The organism is Streptomyces sp. MGP-BFMKR1, from assembly GCF_057766585.1.
In genome coordinates, this window is the sequence record NZ_CM173408.1 from 3,504,192 (window position 1) to 3,519,730 (window position 15,539).

The following is a 15,539-nucleotide window of genomic DNA, read 5'->3' on the forward strand; positions in this document are numbered from 1 at the left end:
ACGCGGTCGCCCGGGTCCCCGCCGAGCCTGGCGGAACTATTCCGAGGGGGTCCCCCTCGGAGGGGATTACTTGGCCTTCTCGAGGATCTCGACGATGCGCCAGCGCTTCGTCGCGGACAGCGGCCGGGTCTCCATCAGGAGGACGCGGTCACCGACACCGGCGGCGTTCTGCTCGTCGTGCGCCTTGAGCTTGTTCGTACGACGGATGACCTTGCCGTACAGCGCGTGCTTGACGCGGTCCTCAACGGCGACGACGACGGTCTTGTCCATCTTGTCGCTGACGACCAGACCCTCACGGGTCTTGCGGAAGCCGCGGTCCTGCTTGTTCTCAGTCACATTCGTCTCGCTCATCAGGCGCTCTCCACCGTCTCGATGCCGAGCTCGCGCTCACGCATCAGGGTGTAGATCCGGGCGATGTCCTTGCGGACGGCCTTCAGCCGGCCGTGGTTCTCAAGCTGTCCGGTCGCCGCCTGGAAGCGGAGGTTGAACAGCTCCTCCTTGGCCTCGCGCAGCTTGGCGACGAGATCCTCGTCGTTCAGCTCGCGCAGCTCGGTCGCCTTGGTACCGGCCGCCATCACGACTCACCTGCCTCGCGCCGGACGATCCGGCACTTCATCGGAAGCTTGTGGGCGGCGCGGGTCAGCGCCTCCTTAGCGACCTTCTCGTTCGGGTAGGACAGCTCGAACATCACCCGACCGGGCTTGACGTTCGCGATCCACCACTCCGGCGAACCCTTACCGGAACCCATGCGGGTCTCGGCGGGCTTCTTGGTGAGCGGCCGGTCCGGGTAGATGTTGATCCAGACCTTGCCGCCACGCTTGATGTGGCGGGTCATGGCGATACGAGCGGCCTCGATCTGGCGGTTCGTGACGTACGCCGGCGTGACGGCCTGGATGCCGTACTCGCCGAACGCCAGCTCCGTGCCGCCCTTGGCCATACCCGACCGCTTCGGGTGGTGCTGCTTGCGGTGCTTGACCCTGCGAGGGATCAGCATGTCGGTCAGGCCTCCGTTCCGGTGGTCTCCGCCGGAGCAGCGGCGGCGGGCGCCTCGGCCTTGGGGGCCTCGGCAGCCGGGGCCGACTGCTGCTGCGGCTTGCGGCCGCGGCCGCCACGCTCGCCACCCCGGCCACCACGGGCCGGGCGCTCGTTGCCGCCGCCACGCGAGGGGCGGTTGCCCGCGCGGGCCGCGGCGTTCTCGGCGCGGACCTCGGCGATGTTCTTGACGTCGCCCTTGTAGATCCACACCTTCACGCCGATGCGGCCGAAGGACGTCTTGGCCTCGAAGAAGCCGTAGTCCACGTTGGCGCGCAGGGTGTGCAGGGGCACGCGGCCCTCGCGGTAGAACTCCGAGCGGGACATCTCGGCGCCGCCGAGACGGCCACCGCACTGGATCTTGATGCCCTTGGCGCCCGCCTTCATCGTCGACTGCATGCTCTTACGCATGGCGCGACGGAAGGAGACACGCGAGGAGAGCTGCTCGGCGACGGCCTGGGCCACCAGCTGAGCGTCCGTCTCCGGGTTCTTCACCTCAAGGATGTTGAACTGGATCTGCTTGCCGGTGAGCTTCTCCAGGTTGCCCCGGAGCCGGTCGGCCTCCGCGCCGCGGCGGCCGATGACGATGCCCGGCCGGGCGGTGTGGACGTCGACGCGGACCCGGTCCCGGGTGCGCTCGATCTCGACCTTGGAGATGCCGGCCCGCTCCATGCCCTGGGTGAGCATGCGACGGATCGCGACGTCTTCCTTGACGTAGTCCTTGTACAGCTTGTCGGCGTACCAGCGGGACTTGAAGTCCGTGGTGATGCCGAGCCGGAACCCGTGCGGGTTTACCTTCTGGCCCATTACCGGGTTCCTTCCTTGCTGCTGACGACCACGGTGATGTGGCTGGTCCGCTTGCGGATCCGGTAGGCACGGCCCTGGGCGCGCGGCCGGAACCGCTTCAGGGTCGGGCCCTCATCCACGTAGGCCTCGGAGATGACGAGGCTCTGAGCGTCGGTGTGGTCGTAGTTGTGCGCGGCGTTGGCGATGGCGCTGTCGAGCACCTTGCCAACCGGCACGCTGGCGGCCTGCGGGGCGAAACGCAGGACCGCCTGAGCCTCCGTGGCATCCATGCCACGGATAAGGTCCACCACGCGGCGGGCCTTCATGGGCGTGACGCGGATGTACCGCGCCTGGGCCCTGGCTTCCATGGTTGTCCCTTCGGTGTCTGTCATGGTCGGTGCACCCCCGCCGGAGCGGGGAACCCCACCTTTCGGTCTTCGCTTTCCGCAGATCAGCGACGACGCGACTTGCGGTCGTCCTTCTCGTGGCCGCGGAAGGTGCGGGTCGGCGCAAACTCGCCGAGCTTGTGGCCGACCATCGACTCGGTGACGAACACCGGGACGTGCTTGCGGCCGTCGTGCACCGCGATCGTGTGGCCGAGCATGGCCGGGACGATCATGGAGCGGCGGGACCAGGTCTTGATGACGTTCTTGGTGCCTGCCTCGTTCTGTACGTCCACCTTCTTGATCAGGTGGTCGTCGACGAAGGGCCCCTTCTTGAGACTGCGCGGCATCTAAACCCGCTCCTAGCGCTTCTTGTTCGTCTTGCGGCGGCGGACGATGTACTTGTTGCTGGCCTTCTTCGGCGAGCGCGTACGGCCCTCCTTCTGACCCCACGGCGAGACCGGGTGGCGACCACCGGAGGTCTTGCCCTCACCACCACCGTGCGGGTGGTCGACAGGGTTCATCACGACACCGCGGACGGTCGGGCGAACGCCCTTCCAGCGCATACGGCCGGCCTTGCCCCAGTTGATGTTCGACTGCTCGGCGTTGCCGACCTCGCCGACGGTGGCGCGGCAGCGGACGTCGACCAGGCGAATCTCGCCGGACGGCATACGCAGGTGGGCCATGGAGCCCTCACGCGCCAGCAGCTGCACGGAGGCACCGGCGGAGCGGGCGAACTTCGCGCCGCCGCCGGGCCGCAGCTCGATGGCGTGGATGACCGTACCGACCGGGATGTTGCGCAGCGGCAGGTTGTTGCCCGGCTTGATGTCGGCCCCGGGGCCGTTCTCGATCCGGTCGCCCTGCTTCAGGCCCGCGGGGGCGATGATGTAGCGCTTCTCGCCGTCCGCGTAGTGCAGGAGCGCGATGCGCGCGGTGCGGTTGGGGTCGTACTCGATGTGTGCGACCTTCGCCGGGACGCCGTCCTTGTCATGACGGCGGAAGTCGATCACGCGGTACGCGCGCTTGTGTCCGCCACCCTGGTGGCGAACGGTCACGCGACCGGCGTTGTTACGACCGCCCTTGCTGTGCAGCGGGCGGACCAGCGACTTCTCCGGCGTGGACCGCGTGATCTCGACGAAGTCGGCGACGCTGGAGCCACGACGGCCCGGAGTCGTCGGCTTGTACTTGCGGATACCCATTTCTCAGTCCTCGGAAGATTCCGGACTTCTGGACGTTCCGATCTCCGTTAGGAGACCGGGCCGCCGAAGATGTCGATACGGTCGCCCTCGGCGAGGGTCACGATGGCGCGCTTGGTGTCCTTGCGCTTGCCGAAACCGGTGCGGGTGCGCTTGCGCTTGCCCTGGCGGTTGATCGTGTTGACCCCAGTGACCTTGACCGAGAAGACCGCCTCGACGGCCTGCTTGATCTGGGTCTTGTTCGCGCGCGGGTCGACGATGAACGTGTACTTGTTCTCGTCAAGCAGCGCGTAGCTCTTCTCCGAGACCACCGGCTTGACCAGGATGTCACGGGGGTCCGTGAAGGTCTTGCTGGTGATCGTCTGCGCGGTTGCCTCACTCATCAGGCGTCGCTCCCTTCGAGCTCGGCCTCGGAGGCGACAGCCTTGGCAGACGCGGCCGGACCGGCCACGAAGGACTCGTAGGCAGCCTGCGTGAAGACCACGTCATCGGAGACGAGCACGTCGTACGTGTTGAGCTGGCCCGGCTCCAGGATGTGCACCTGGGGCAGGTTGCGGGCGGACAGCCACGCAGCCTCGTCGGACCGGTCGACGACCAGGAGCAGGTTCTTGCGCTCGCTGATCTTGCCGAACAGGTTCTTCGCGGCCTTGGTGGAGACCTCGCCCTCGACCACGCCGGTGACGACGTGGACGCGGTTGTGACGCGCCCGGTCCGAGAGGGCACCGCGCAGGGCGGCGGCCTTCATCTTCTTCGGGGTGCGCTGCGAGTAGTCGCGCGGCACGGGGCCGTGCACGACGCCACCGCCGGCGAACTGCGGCGCGCGGGTCGAGCCCTGACGGGCGCGGCCGGTGCCCTTCTGGCGGTAGGGCTTCTTGCCACCGCCGCGGACCTCGCCACGGGTCTTGGTCTTGTGCGTGCCCTGACGGGCAGCGGCCAGCTGGGCGACGACGACCTGGTGGATCAGCGGAATGCTGACCTGCGCGTCGAAGATCTCCGAGGGGAGTTCGACGGTCCCGGCCTTGTCGCCTGCCGGCGAAAGGATGTCAATGGTGCTCATCGGTTACCTCAGGCCCCCTTGGCCGCGGTACGGACCAGGACGAGGCCGCCGTTCGGACCAGGAACCGCGCCCTTGATCAGGAGCAGGCCCTTCTCCGCGTCAACGGCATGGACGGTCAGGTTCTGGGTGGTGACCCGCTCGTTGCCCATGCGGCCAGCCATGCGCAGGCCCTTGAACACGCGGCCCGGGGTGGCGCAGCCGCCGATGGAGCCGGGCGAGCGGTGCTTGCGCTGCGTGCCGTGGCCAGCGCCGAGGCCGGCGAAGCCGTGGCGCTTCATGACACCGGCGGTGCCCTTGCCCTTGCTGGTGCCGGTCACGTCGACCTTGACACCGGACTCGAACACCTCGGCCGTGACCTCCTGGCCGAGCGTGTACTCGCTGGCGTCAGCGGTACGCAGCTCCACCAGGTGGCGGCGCGGGGTCACGTCCGCCTTGGCGAAGTGGCCCTTGAGGGGCTTGTTCACCTTGCGGGGGTCGATCTCGCCGAAGGCGATCTGGACGCCGTTGTAGCCGTCCGAGTCAGCGGTACGGACCTGGGTCACGACGCACGGCCCGGCCTTGACGACGGTGACCGGAACAACGCGGTTGTTCTCGTCCCACACCTGCGTCATGCCGAGCTTCTCGCCCAGGACGCCCTTGATCTGCTTAGCCATCTCGCGCGTCACCTCAGAGCTTGATCTCGATGTCGACGCCCGCCGGCAGGTCGAGACGCATGAGCGAGTCAACGGTCTTCGGCGTGGGGTCGAGGATGTCGATGAGGCGCTTGTGCGTGCGCATCTCGAAGTGCTCGCGCGAGTCCTTGTACTTGTGCGGCGACTTGATGACGCAGTACACGTTCTTCTCAGTGGGCAGCGGCACCGGGCCCGCGACCGACGCACCAGTGCGAGTCACCGTCTCGACGATCTTCTTCGCCGAAGAGTCGATGACCTCGTGGTCGTAGGCCTTGAGCCGGATGCGGATCTTCTGTCCCGCCATGGCTACTTCGTAGTCCTGTCTCTCGTAACGCTCTGGGACCCGGTGCGTTTGCGACCTTTCCCCGACCCACGCGGTCGGGCGTGTCGCCCTCCTTCTTGTAATTCTCCACAGGAGAATTCCCTGCTGAAGGGGGTTGTGGGGGAAGATCACCCACCGGGCGCCTGGCTGGGGCCCCGCTACGCTTCCCGGAAGATTCCCGTACTTCCGCCCCTGCGCCTTGCGGCACACAGCATGGGGCGACGAGTACTGCGGGACTCGCTTCCAGTCCCCCCGGCGGGAGGCGCGCAACATCGGCACTCAACCGAGCAACCTGGACAGTGTGCCATACGGGGCATGCCGGTCGCGAATCGAGCCTTGGAGGGTACCCCACAGGAGTGGCGGCGAATCGTCACCGGGGGAAGCGACGGCGTGGTCGGCTCGGCGACGGGGGCGTCCCGGCCCCTAGAAGCCAAGCATGCCCGGAGAGTCGATGTCGATGGCGAGCGTGCCTGGCGGATAGGCGTCCTCATCGCCGGTGAGCAGGATGGACGTGCCGGTGAACTCCGCTCGCGGGAGCGCGCAGTACAGGGCGTGGCACGTGTCAGGCCCGCCGAAGCCGTCGCGCATCATCGTGCCGACGGCGACAGCCGCCACCGTGTTCAGATCGTCGACCATGACGCCGGACATGGCGAGAACGATGCGCGAGACAGTCTCATCGCGGATCTCCGCCTGCATGAGACACAGGGCGGGCACGTACAGAAAATCGTTCGGCGTTCGAGCCATGTTCCCGGCCAGCAGGGTCAACGCCTTGTGCCCACCGGCGAGCGCCGTCACGGCACTGGTATCGAGGATGATCACGCAGCGTCGGCCCGTCCTCCGCGAACCTTCTCGGCGGCCATCCGGTAGATGTTGGCGAGCACGTCGGGAGCCCGATCGAACTGCTCGTCGCTCATGTCGCAGCCGGTCAGGGCACGCAGCGCGGCCCGGTCCGCGGCGAGCCGCTCGGCTCGCTGAGCCTCAGTCGGTTGCTGCCTGGCCAGCTGCTCGACGTACTGCCCGATGCTGAGCCCGCGCTCTCTCGCCAGCTCGGCGAGGTGATCACGCGTGTCCCGTGAAACCTGGATAGTCGTCGTCGCCATACCGTCACCATAGCCGTGCCATAGTGCCGCGCGTCCCGACTCAGCTCGGGCCCGACGTGAGGTCGATGTCCAGGGTGAACGGGACCGTCAGCCTGAGCCGCTCGTGGTGGATGCCGGTGAGGGCGTAGACCTGGGTCACCGGGTCCCGCTCGTAGGTGTGCACCACGGGGTGGTCCTCGTCGCCGGCCATCTCGACCAGCCAGAAGTGCGGGATACCAGCGGCGGCGTACTTGCGGGGCTTGGTGTCGCGGTCCCTGGCCTCGGAGTCCGGGGAGACCACCTCGACGACGAGCAGCACGTCCGCGGCCTCGAAGCTGGTCTGCCGCCGGCTGCGCACCGCCTCCTCGCGGACGACGAACAGGTCGGGCTCCGGCGCGTTGCGCGGCCCCAGCACCACGGTCATCTCCCGACCGACCAGCAGGTGATCCGGCACGGTCCGACGCAACCCGCTCTCCAGCAGGTACAGCGTCGCCATGTGAAAGATCCGCTGCGGGCTCACGAAGACCAGGCTCCCGTCGATCAACTCCGTGTGGGGCGGGAGGTCGGGCAGCGTGAAGAGATCGTCCACCGTGTAGCCGTCCGGCGGCGGCACCGGCCACGGGCTCAACGATTCGGCAGTCATGGCCCCTCCCATGGGTGAGATCCTGCACCGCCTTCTCACCGTAGCGCTCCGGTGGGCGCTCGTTGCCGCTCGTACGGGTGAAGAGGGGGCGAAGCCGCCGGCGCCGCCATGCCGCGGGCCGCCACCTCGCGCTCCGGCCGCACCACGAGGCCGCGCCGGCGGATCACCGGGGGCACCGCCCCCCCCGTACCCGAGGGCGGCCCAACCCCCCACCCCACCACCCCAGTTGACCTGTCCGAAAGACAGCGCAACCGTCCCGCGGTGATCAACTTGTGACCACCGAACTCCCCCATCCCGGGCAACCAACGCGCACGGCGCGCCGTCTGCCCTAGCGCGAGCGCAGCCCAGGGACATAGGTGCTGCCCTGGAACGACATCGCGAGGCACAGCAGGTGAATAGCACGACCCCGTGGTCGCCGCCGGGACGGCGACAGGTGGTGGCGGCGCTGGCGGCTCTCACGGCGGCCGGCGTCGTCGGCGGTCGGGCGCGGCGCTCCAGCGCCAGCCAGAGCGCGCTGCCGGGCGGCTCGGCCGCGCCCGTACGGTCGGTGGACCCGCACGCCGCCGAGCCGTTCACCACCGTCACCGGCGAGAAGGACGCGCTGCTCCTCCAGGTCCTCGCGCACCCGGACGACGACCTGTACTTCATGAACCCGGACGCCCGGCACGTGCTGGAGGCCGGCATACCCGTGGTGTCCGTGTACGTCACCGCGGGCGAGGCGCTGGGCGTCAACAACGCGCCGGGCCGCCCGCTCCCGCCGCCCGACAAGCCCGGCTACGCCTCCGCCCGGCAGCAGGGGCTGCGCCAGGCGTACGCCGAGATGCTCGGGATGCACCGGTTCACCCGCTGGCAGCGCTCGGTGCTCGAACTGCCCGGCGGGCTGAGCGCGGAGACCAACTTCCTCGCGCAGGGCGCCCGTTCGGTGCGGTTGATCTTCCTGAACATCGCCACGCTCTCCGCCGCCGGCGCCCGCACCCCGCACCTGTGGGACACCCCGGGCACCACCATGGAGACGCTGCTGCCCACCGGGTCGCCGCTGCGCGCCGTCAGCACGTACCGCCACGAGACGCTGGTCGACGTGCTCGCGCACCTCATGGACCAGTTCCGGCCCACCCTCGTGCACACCATGGACCCCGACCCCGACTTCCAGGTGCACGACGCCACCCACCGGCGCGACAGCGACCAGCCGGGCTGCTCCGACCACCGCGACCACACGCCGGTCGCGCTGTTCACCTGGAAGGCGATGTTCCAGTGGGCCGCCGACGCCGCGCGCCGCGACGGCCGCGCCCCCCGGTTCACCACCACCGCCTTCCGGGGCTACTACAACCAGCGCTGGCCGAAGAACCTGCCGGCCGACGTCGTGGGCGACAAGGCCCGTTTCCTGGCCGCGTACGGCGGCGGGCCCGACTGGGAGTGCGGCAACCCGGCCGGCTGCGGCGACTACGGCCAGGGCGGCACCCGCCCGCTGCGCAACCGCAAGGGGTGGATACGCAGCACCCACTACCGCCACCCCGGCCCACGGCTCGCCCCGCTCACCGAGCCGGACGGCCGGACCGTCGCGTACGGCGTGCTCGGCACCCAGGCGGTGCGCTGGCGCGAGACCGCGCCCGGCAGCGGGCGCTGGGGCGCCCCGCACAACCTCGGCGGCGGCCCGCTGGCCCCCGCGCTGTGCGCCGTGGTCGACCGGGCCGGCAAGCAGTTGGTCTTCGCGCTGCGGTTCGCCGCCCTGGAGGGCCAGGGCGGCGCCAACGTACGGGAGTTGGTGGTCCTCGAACAGCGACGCGCCGGCGGCCCGTTCCGGCCCTGGCGCGGGCTCGGCACCCCGGAGGAGGACCCCGAGCGGGGCCGCCGGGTGGGCTGTCCGGTCGCCATCGCGACGCCCGACGGCCGCGTCCACCTGTTCGCCCGTACGGCTGACAAGGGCCTGGCCACCCGGGTCCGGGACGCGCGCGGGGACTGGGCGCCCTGGCAGCCGATCCCCGACGCGGGCGCGCCCGGCACCGGCGCGGCGCCCCTGGCGGAGGCCGACGAGATCCAGGACGGGCTCAGCGTCACGCTCGACGCCCACGGCCTGGTCCACGTCTTCGCCGCGGGGCGCGGCACGCTGCGCCACTGGGCGCAGACCGGCGCCGGCGAGCCGGTCAGCGCCCAGCCGCCGACCGGGCTGCCCGCCCCCGGCGAACAGCCGGCCGTCGCCCTCGCCCCCTCCGGCGCCCTGCTGCTCACCTACCGCACCCCCGCCGCGACCGAGCCGATCAGCTACGTCTTCGGCGGCGACCAGGTCGACAACCCCGCCACGCGGCTGCGCGGCTTCGCCGGGTACGGGCCGCTGAGCACCTCGTACGCGCCGGCCGACGAGGACGCCGAGGAGCCCGAGCCGCAGGCGCTGGCCCTCGGCCGGGGCCGGGACGGCGAGGCGGTCCTGCAGTACGGCACCGGCCCGGGCGTACGCCCCCTGCGCTCACCCGCACGGCTGCGGCCGGTGGGGTTGCCGGCCCTGGTTCCGTCGGGCCCGCGGGCCGCGCCGGCCCGCGTCGTCGGCCTCTCCCCCGCCGCCACGCCCTGGCTCTGGCAGCCCCGCCCCACCGGGCAGGCGTAGCCCGACAAGCCCGGCCCGGCCCGCCACGACGGCCCGGCGCGCCCACCGCACCCGTGGGGGCCGCCGGGCCGCCGTGCGTACGCGAGAGCCCCGGGAGCGGCCGACGGCCGGGCACCACGCGCGGGCCGGGCACGCGTAAGAGCCGGGCCCGCGCGCGTCCGGGCACGGAAAAAGCCCGGGCCCCACTCGCGGTGAAGCGAGTGGGGCCCGGGCCGATGCCGCGAGAGCGCGACCTTCCGTTCCTGGGCCGGCCACGCCCGGGGGCGGAGCCGGCGTGGGAACCGGAAGCGTCAGATCACTTGTTGATCTTGGTGACCTGACCGGCGCCCACCGTCCGGCCACCCTCACGGATGGCGAACTTCAGGCCCTCTTCCATGGCGACCGGCTGGATGAGCTGGACGGACATCTCGGTGTTGTCGCCCGGCATGACCATCTCGGTGCCCTCGGGGAGGGTCACAACGCCCGTCACGTCCGTGGTACGGAAGTAGAACTGCGGGCGGTAGTTGTTGAAGAACGGGGTGTGACGGCCACCCTCGTCCTTCGACAGGATGTAGGCCTGGGCCTCGAACTCGGTGTGCGGCGTGACCGAACCGGGCTTGATGATGACCTGGCCGCGCTCGACGTCCTCGCGCTTGATGCCACGGAGGAGCAGACCGACGTTCTCACCGGCCTGGCCCTCGTCGAGCAGCTTGCGGAACATCTCGATGCCGGTGACCGTGGTGGTGGTCTTCTCCTGCTTGATCCCGATGATGTCAACGGTCTCGTTGACCTTCAGGATGCCTCGCTCGATACGACCGGTGACGACGGTGCCACGACCGGTGATCGTGAAGACGTCCTCGATCGGCATCAGGAACGGCTTGTCGACGTCGCGCTCGGGCTGCGGGATCGACTCGTCGACGGCCTTCATCAGGTCGAGGACGGACTTGCCCCACTCCGCGTCGCCCTCAAGGGCCTTGAGCGCGGAGACCTTGACGACCGGCAGGTCGTCGCCCGGGAACTCGTACTCGGAGAGCAGCTCGCGAACCTCAAGCTCGACGAGCTCCATGATCTCCTCGTCGTCCACCATGTCGGCCTTGTTCAGCGCGACAACGATGTACGGCACGCCCACCTGGCGGGCGAGGAGCACGTGCTCCTTGGTCTGCGGCATCGGACCGTCGGTCGCGGCGACCACGAGGATCGCGCCGTCCATCTGGGCGGCACCGGTGATCATGTTCTTGATGTAGTCCGCGTGACCCGGGCAGTCAACGTGGGCGTAGTGACGCGACTCGGTCTGGTACTCGACGTGCGCGATGGAGATGGTGATACCGCGCTGGCGCTCCTCAGGAGCCTTGTCGATCTGGTCGAAGGCCGAGGCCTCGTTCAGGTCCGGGTACGCGTCGTGCAGCACCTTGGTGATCGCCGCCGTAAGCGTCGTCTTACCGTGGTCAATGTGACCAATGGTGCCGATGTTGACGTGCGGCTTAGTCCGCTCGAACTTCGCCTTCGCCACTGGGGTCCTCCTGTGGACTGGTGCTGTACTCCATCCACACCTTGCGGATGGGTTCAGGTGGTCTTGACCGAACCGACCAGGACCCCGAGGGGATGCCCTTGGCCGTATTCGCTTGGGGGCCGGCGCCCGGGGCCCCGCCACAGGACGCGTGGTGCGTTCTGTGGCGGAATGCCCCGATGCCTTTGCTCCAGCCTAAAGGCTGAGCAACGGTGTGGGCTCATCCCCGCTGCTGCGGGGACGGACCCTCGTTACTCGCCCTTGACCTTCGCGATGATCTCCTCGGCGACGTTCCGCGGAACCTCGGCGTAGGAGTCGAACTGCATGGAGTAGCTCGCGCGACCGGAGGTCTTGCTCCGCAGGTCACCGACGTAGCCGAACATCTCCGAGAGCGGAACCAGGCCCTTGACGACCTTGGCGCCGCTGCGGTCCTCCATGGACTGGATCTGTCCACGGCGGGAGTTGATGTCGCCGATGACGTCGCCCATGTAGTCCTCGGGGGTGGTGACCTCGACGGCCATCATCGGCTCCAGCAGAGCCGGCGACGCCTTGCGAGCACCCTCCTTGAACGCCATGGAGCCAGCGATCTTGAAGGCGAGCTCGGAGGAGTCGACCTCGTGGTAGGCGCCGTCGAGCAGCGTCACCTTGACGCCGGTCAGCGGGTAGCCGGCCAGCACGCCGAACTCCAGGGCCTCCTGGCAGCCCGCGTCCACGGACGGGATGTACTCCCGCGGGATGCGGCCACCGGTGACCTTGTTCTCGAACTCGTACCCGTCGCCCTCAAGCGGCTCGATCGCGATCTGCACCTTGGCGAACTGGCCGGAACCACCAGTCTGCTTCTTGTGCGTGTAGTCGATCCGCTCGACGGCCTTGCGCAGCGTCTCGCGGTACGCGACCTGCGGCTTACCGACGTTGGCCTCGACCTTGAACTCGCGCTTCATACGGTCGACCAGCACGTCGAGGTGCAGCTCGCCCATACCCGCGATGATGGTCTGGCCGGTCTCCTCGTCGGTGTGGACCTGGAAGGACGGGTCCTCCTCGGCGAGGCGCTGGATGGCGACACCCAGCTTCTCCTGGTCGCCCTTGGACTTCGGCTCGATGGCGACCTGGATCACCGGAGCCGGGAAGTTCATGGACTCCAGGATCACCGGGTTACCGGAGTCGGAGAGCGTCTCACCGGTGGTGGTCTGCTTGAGACCCATGACGGCGACGATGTCGCCGGCGCCCACGCTGGCGATCTCCTCACGCTTGTTCGCGTGCATCCGGTAGATCTTGCCGATGCGCTCCTTCTTGCCCTTCACGGAGTTCAGCACCTGGGTGCCGGCCTCCATGCGGCCGGAGTAGATCCGGACGAAGGTGAGCTTGCCGAGGTGCGGGTCGCTCATGATCTTGAAGGCAAGCGCGGCGAGCGGCTCGTCGTCCGAGGCCTTGCGGAAGATCTCGGTGTCCTCGTCGTCGACCTTGTGGCCGGTCACGCCCTCGACGTCCACGGGGGACGGGAGGTAGGCGACCACCGCGTCGAGCAGGGGCTGGACGCCCTTGTTCTTGAACGCGGTGCCACAGAAGACCGGCGTGAGGTTACCGGCGATGGTGGCGCGGCGGATGCCGGCCTTGAGCTGCTCCACGGTGGGCTCCTGGCCCTCCAGGTACAGCTCCATCAGCTCTTCGTCGCCCTCGGCGGCGGTCTCCAGGAGCTTGTCACGCCACTCGGCGGCGGCCTCGACGTGCGTGTCCGGGATGTCCAGGACGTCGTACATCTCACCCTTGGCCGCCTCGGCGGACCACACCAGGGCCTTCATCTGGACGAGGTCGACCACGCCCTTGAAGTCGGCCTCGGCGCCGATCGGGAGCTGCATGACGAGCGGGGTCGCACCGAGGCGGTCGACGATCATGTCGACGCAGCGGTGGAACTCGGCACCGACGCGGTCCAGCTTGTTCACGAAGCAGATGCGCGGAACGTTGTAACGGTCGGCCTGACGCCACACCGTCTCGGACTGCGGCTCCACACCGGCGACACCGTCGAACACCGTCACGGCACCGTCGAGCACGCGCAGCGAACGCTCCACCTCGACGGTGAAGTCGACGTGGCCCGGGGTGTCGATGATGTTGATGGTGTGGTCGACATCGTCCACCGGCCAGTGACAGGTGGTCGCGGCCGACGTGATCGTGATGCCGCGCTCCTGCTCCTGCTCCATCCAGTCCATCGTGGCAGCGCCGTCGTGGACCTCACCGATCTTGTAGCTCACACCGGTGTAGAACAGAATCCGCTCGGTGGTCGTCGTCTTGCCCGCGTCGATGTGGGCCATGATCCCGATGTTGCGGACCCTGGCCAGGTCAAGTGAAGTGGTGGCCATCTGGCTCAGTCTTCTCTCGGTTTCGATGGGGGTAGCGACTACCAGCGGTAGTGCGCGAAGGCCTTGTTGGACTCGGCCATCTTGTGGGTGTCCTCGCGACGCTTGACCGCGGCGCCCAGACCGTTGCTGGCGTCCAGGAGCTCGTTCATCAGGCGCTCGGTCATGGTCTTCTCGCGACGGGCGCGCGAGTAGCCCACGAGCCAGCGCAGCGCGAGGGTGGAGGCGCGGCCGGGCTTGACCTCGACCGGCACCTGGTAGGTGGCGCCACCGACGCGGCGGGACTTCACCTCAAGGGTCGGCTTGATGTTCTCCAGAGCGCGCTTGAGCGTGATGACCGGGTCGTTGCCGGTCTTCTCGCGCAGCCCCTCCATGGCGCCGTAGACGATGCGCTCGGCGGTGGAGCGCTTGCCGTTCAGGAGCACCTTGTTGATGAGGGAGGTGACAAGAGGAGAGCTGTAGACCGGGTCGATGATGACCGGGCGCTTCGGGGCGGGGCCCTTACGAGGCATTCTTACTTCTCCTTCTTGGCGCCGTAGCGGCTGCGAGCCTGCTTGCGGTTCTTGACGCCCTGGGTGTCGAGCGAGCCACGAATGATCTTGTAGCGAACGCCCGGCAGGTCCTTCACACGACCGCCACGCACGAGCACGATCGAGTGCTCCTGCAGGTTGTGGCCCTCACCCGGAATGTAAGCGGTGACCTCGATGCCGCTGGTCAGACGCACACGCGCGACCTTACGCAGGGCCGAGTTCGGCTTCTTCGGGGTGGTCGTGAAAACACGCGTGCAGACGCCGCGACGCTGGGGGGAACCCTCCAGCGCGGGCGTCTTGTTCTTCTCGACCTTGTCCTGCCGGCCCTTGCGGACCAACTGCTGGATCGTAGGCACCGTTTCTCCGGTTTCTGTGTGCCGTCTAGTAAAGCTAACCTGGGGTTTCTCCGACCCACGCGGTCGGGTGTGTCGCGCACTCCAGACCGCTGCGATGAGCGAGAGAGTGCGGAGTTTGGTGCGGAACACCTCGATCCCCAAAAACTTGGGGGTACTCCTCCAGGCTCCGTCCGGGGCACCTCACCTCGACGGAAGTCAAGGAAGTGTGCGCGCACGGGAGCCCAGGGACACGCCAGGCACAAGGTCAGAGCGTACCTACCGCATCGGCTCCGGTCAAAACAAATGCACACGCGTAGGACACGCCGGGCGGCTCGCGGCGCTCCCGCTTACCGTAGTGCGCCCGCTCCCGTCGCGGAAGCACGTCTCAGCCGCCGAACCCCGGCCGCGCCGGCACGCCCCCGCGTCCCCCAGCGCCCCCGCTGGCGCGCCGGGAGCCGCCGGGCTCGGAGCCGTTCGCCCAGGTCAGGGCCGTGAGCCGAGAGCGGGTCAGAGGCTCACCGCCACCAGGCCGAAGAGTATGACCAACAGGGCCCCGAAGCTGAGCACCCCGTAGCCGAGCACCAGGCCGGCGATGGCCATGCCCTCGCCCTGCTCCCCCGTGCGACGGATCTCACCCCGCGCCTTGTGCCCCAGGATCACCGCCGGGATCGCCGTGACGCCGACCATGGTGCCGAGGATGCCGCACACCAGGGCACCCGTCGCGCTCCCGTTGGTCCGCGCCGACGCCGGCAGGAAGGTCTGCGGCACCATCGGCGCCACCGGCCGCGGCACGAACTGCGGCTGGGCCAGCGGCCCTTGGGGCAGGTCCCCGACCAACACCTGGAGTTCGCCGTACGTCTGCGCCTGGTAGGCCCGGGTGATGCGCTCCTCGTACTCGGGCTGTGGGAGCCGCCCCTCGGCGAAGCCGGCCTTCAGGACGTCCACCGCCCGCTCCCGCTCGGCGTGCGAGACACGCATCATCGGCGACTGATTCATCGGCTGGGCCGGTTGTCCGCCCTGCCACGGTTGGAACGCCACCCCTGTACCTCCCCCAGCTAGACAGCTCCCT

The 15,539-nt window shown here is 69.0% G+C and carries 20 protein-coding genes; 1 reads left to right on the plus strand and 19 read right to left on the minus strand.

The genetic code is table 11. The features are described from left to right. Positions 1-66: 66 nt before the first annotated feature. The 14 genes from rpsQ to AC3CHW_RS13325 all read right to left on the minus strand — a co-directional run bounded on the left by rpsQ (position 67) and on the right by AC3CHW_RS13325 (position 7,181). Positions 67-351 (minus strand): 30S ribosomal protein S17, encoded by a 285-nt coding sequence (gene rpsQ, locus AC3CHW_RS13260; protein ID WP_187064896.1) that lies wholly within the window; start codon positions 349-351, stop codon positions 67-69. Then, the gene (gene rpmC / locus AC3CHW_RS13265) at positions 351-575 is read right to left on the minus strand and encodes a 50S ribosomal protein L29 (protein WP_030890741.1); all 225 of its coding nucleotides are present in this window, start codon (positions 573-575) and stop codon (positions 351-353) included. Before rpmC ends, rpsQ begins: the two co-directional genes overlap by 1 nt. Further along, entirely contained in the window at positions 575-994 is a 420-nt protein-coding gene (gene rplP, locus AC3CHW_RS13270) for a 50S ribosomal protein L16 (RefSeq protein WP_176163506.1), read from the minus strand. The genes rpmC and rplP overlap by 1 nt, the downstream gene beginning before the upstream one ends. A 5-nt stretch (positions 995-999) precedes the next feature. Further along, positions 1,000-1,839 (minus strand): 30S ribosomal protein S3, encoded by an 840-nt coding sequence (gene rpsC, locus AC3CHW_RS13275; protein WP_176163505.1) that lies wholly within the window; start codon positions 1,837-1,839, stop codon positions 1,000-1,002. Next, positions 1,839-2,186, minus strand: a complete 348-nt coding sequence (gene rplV / locus AC3CHW_RS13280; RefSeq protein WP_176166333.1) for a 50S ribosomal protein L22 — start codon at positions 2,184-2,186, stop codon at positions 1,839-1,841. Before rplV ends, rpsC begins: the two co-directional genes overlap by 1 nt. 83 nt (positions 2,187-2,269) lie before the next feature. Continuing rightward, positions 2,270-2,551, minus strand: coding sequence for a 30S ribosomal protein S19 (gene rpsS, locus AC3CHW_RS13285; protein ID WP_014178772.1), 282 nt, complete (start codon positions 2,549-2,551; stop codon positions 2,270-2,272). Positions 2,552-2,563: 12 nt separating this feature from the next. Next, positions 2,564-3,400, minus strand: a complete 837-nt coding sequence (gene rplB / locus AC3CHW_RS13290; protein ID WP_176163504.1) for a 50S ribosomal protein L2 — start codon at positions 3,398-3,400, stop codon at positions 2,564-2,566. 47 nt (positions 3,401-3,447) lie between these two features. After that, positions 3,448-3,780 (minus strand): 50S ribosomal protein L23, encoded by a 333-nt coding sequence (gene rplW / locus AC3CHW_RS13295; protein ID WP_176163503.1) that lies wholly within the window; start codon positions 3,778-3,780, stop codon positions 3,448-3,450. Further along, entirely contained in the window at positions 3,780-4,454 is a 675-nt protein-coding gene (gene rplD, locus AC3CHW_RS13300) for a 50S ribosomal protein L4 (RefSeq protein ID WP_176163502.1), read from the minus strand. Before rplD ends, rplW begins: the two co-directional genes overlap by 1 nt. Before the next feature lie 8 nt (positions 4,455-4,462). Further along, positions 4,463-5,107 carry a 50S ribosomal protein L3 gene (rplC, locus tag AC3CHW_RS13305; protein WP_176163501.1) on the minus strand — a complete coding sequence of 215 codons (645 nt, stop codon included), beginning with the start codon at positions 5,105-5,107 and terminating at the stop codon, positions 4,463-4,465. Positions 5,108-5,120: 13 nt separating this feature from the next. Further along, positions 5,121-5,429 (minus strand): 30S ribosomal protein S10, encoded by a 309-nt coding sequence (rpsJ, locus tag AC3CHW_RS13310; RefSeq protein WP_003948644.1) that lies wholly within the window; start codon positions 5,427-5,429, stop codon positions 5,121-5,123. A 441-nt stretch (positions 5,430-5,870) separates the two neighbouring features. Continuing rightward, on the minus strand, positions 5,871-6,266 hold the full coding sequence (locus tag AC3CHW_RS13315; protein ID WP_398609643.1) for a hypothetical protein: 396 nt from the start codon (positions 6,264-6,266) through the stop codon (positions 5,871-5,873). Beyond that, positions 6,263-6,547, minus strand: a complete 285-nt coding sequence (locus tag AC3CHW_RS13320; protein WP_398609642.1) for a hypothetical protein — start codon at positions 6,545-6,547, stop codon at positions 6,263-6,265. The genes AC3CHW_RS13315 and AC3CHW_RS13320 overlap by 4 nt, the downstream gene beginning before the upstream one ends. Before the next feature lie 40 nt (positions 6,548-6,587). After that, complete coding sequence (locus tag AC3CHW_RS13325) at positions 6,588-7,181, minus strand: Uma2 family endonuclease (RefSeq protein WP_398609641.1); 594 nt, start codon at positions 7,179-7,181, stop codon at positions 6,588-6,590. 379 nt (positions 7,182-7,560) lie between these two features. Between AC3CHW_RS13325 and AC3CHW_RS13330 the strand changes: the two genes are divergently transcribed. Then, positions 7,561-9,768 (plus strand): PIG-L family deacetylase, encoded by a 2,208-nt coding sequence (locus AC3CHW_RS13330; RefSeq protein ID WP_488470586.1) that lies wholly within the window; start codon positions 7,561-7,563, stop codon positions 9,766-9,768. A 295-nt stretch (positions 9,769-10,063) separates the two neighbouring features. Here the strand turns inward: AC3CHW_RS13330 and tuf are convergent, their stop codons facing one another. From tuf to AC3CHW_RS13355, 5 genes are all read right to left on the minus strand, one after another. Next, on the minus strand, positions 10,064-11,257 hold the full coding sequence (gene tuf, locus AC3CHW_RS13335) for an elongation factor Tu (protein ID WP_176163497.1): 1,194 nt from the start codon (positions 11,255-11,257) through the stop codon (positions 10,064-10,066). Between the two features lie 248 nt (positions 11,258-11,505). After that, positions 11,506-13,608 carry an elongation factor G gene (gene fusA / locus AC3CHW_RS13340; protein ID WP_459248630.1) on the minus strand — a complete coding sequence of 701 codons (2,103 nt, stop codon included), beginning with the start codon at positions 13,606-13,608 and terminating at the stop codon, positions 11,506-11,508. A gap of 38 nt (positions 13,609-13,646) precedes the next feature. After that, entirely contained in the window at positions 13,647-14,117 is a 471-nt protein-coding gene (gene rpsG / locus AC3CHW_RS13345; RefSeq protein ID WP_176163495.1) for a 30S ribosomal protein S7, read from the minus strand. 2 nt (positions 14,118-14,119) lie between these two features. Continuing rightward, positions 14,120-14,491 carry a 30S ribosomal protein S12 gene (gene rpsL / locus AC3CHW_RS13350; protein ID WP_003948652.1) on the minus strand — a complete coding sequence of 124 codons (372 nt, stop codon included), beginning with the start codon at positions 14,489-14,491 and terminating at the stop codon, positions 14,120-14,122. A 486-nt stretch (positions 14,492-14,977) separates the two neighbouring features. Beyond that, a complete protein-coding gene (locus AC3CHW_RS13355; RefSeq protein ID WP_398609758.1) occupies positions 14,978-15,448 on the minus strand; it encodes a DUF1707 and DUF4190 domain-containing protein in 471 nt (156 codons plus the stop codon). Between the last annotated feature and the right edge of the window lie 91 nt (positions 15,449-15,539).

Coding starts and splice junctions, on each gene's coding strand:
- rpsQ (WP_187064896.1), bottom strand. CDS start 351: ATGAGCGAGACGAATGTGACTGAGAACAAGCAGGACCGCGGCTTCCGC.
- rpmC (WP_030890741.1), bottom strand. CDS start 575: ATGGCGGCCGGTACCAAGGCGACCGAGCTGCGCGAGCTGAACGACGAG.
- rplP (WP_176163506.1), bottom strand. CDS start 994: ATGCTGATCCCTCGCAGGGTCAAGCACCGCAAGCAGCACCACCCGAAG.
- rpsC (WP_176163505.1), bottom strand. CDS start 1,839: ATGGGCCAGAAGGTAAACCCGCACGGGTTCCGGCTCGGCATCACCACG.
- rplV (WP_176166333.1), bottom strand. CDS start 2,186: ATGGAAGCCAGGGCCCAGGCGCGGTACATCCGCGTCACGCCCATGAAG.
- rpsS (WP_014178772.1), bottom strand. CDS start 2,551: ATGCCGCGCAGTCTCAAGAAGGGGCCCTTCGTCGACGACCACCTGATC.
- rplB (WP_176163504.1), bottom strand. CDS start 3,400: ATGGGTATCCGCAAGTACAAGCCGACGACTCCGGGCCGTCGTGGCTCC.
- rplW (WP_176163503.1), bottom strand. CDS start 3,780: ATGAGTGAGGCAACCGCGCAGACGATCACCAGCAAGACCTTCACGGAC.
- rplD (WP_176163502.1), bottom strand. CDS start 4,454: ATGAGCACCATTGACATCCTTTCGCCGGCAGGCGACAAGGCCGGGACC.
- rplC (WP_176163501.1), bottom strand. CDS start 5,107: ATGGCTAAGCAGATCAAGGGCGTCCTGGGCGAGAAGCTCGGCATGACG.
- rpsJ (WP_003948644.1), bottom strand. CDS start 5,429: ATGGCGGGACAGAAGATCCGCATCCGGCTCAAGGCCTACGACCACGAG.
- AC3CHW_RS13320 (WP_398609642.1), bottom strand. CDS start 6,547: ATGGCGACGACGACTATCCAGGTTTCACGGGACACGCGTGATCACCTC.
- AC3CHW_RS13325 (WP_398609641.1), bottom strand. CDS start 7,181: ATGGGAGGGGCCATGACTGCCGAATCGTTGAGCCCGTGGCCGGTGCCG.
- fusA (WP_459248630.1), bottom strand. CDS start 13,608: ATGGCCACCACTTCACTTGACCTGGCCAGGGTCCGCAACATCGGGATC.
- rpsG (WP_176163495.1), bottom strand. CDS start 14,117: ATGCCTCGTAAGGGCCCCGCCCCGAAGCGCCCGGTCATCATCGACCCG.
- AC3CHW_RS13355 (WP_398609758.1), bottom strand. CDS start 15,448: ATGCGTGTCTCGCACGCCGAGCGGGAGCGGGCGGTGGACGTCCTGAAG.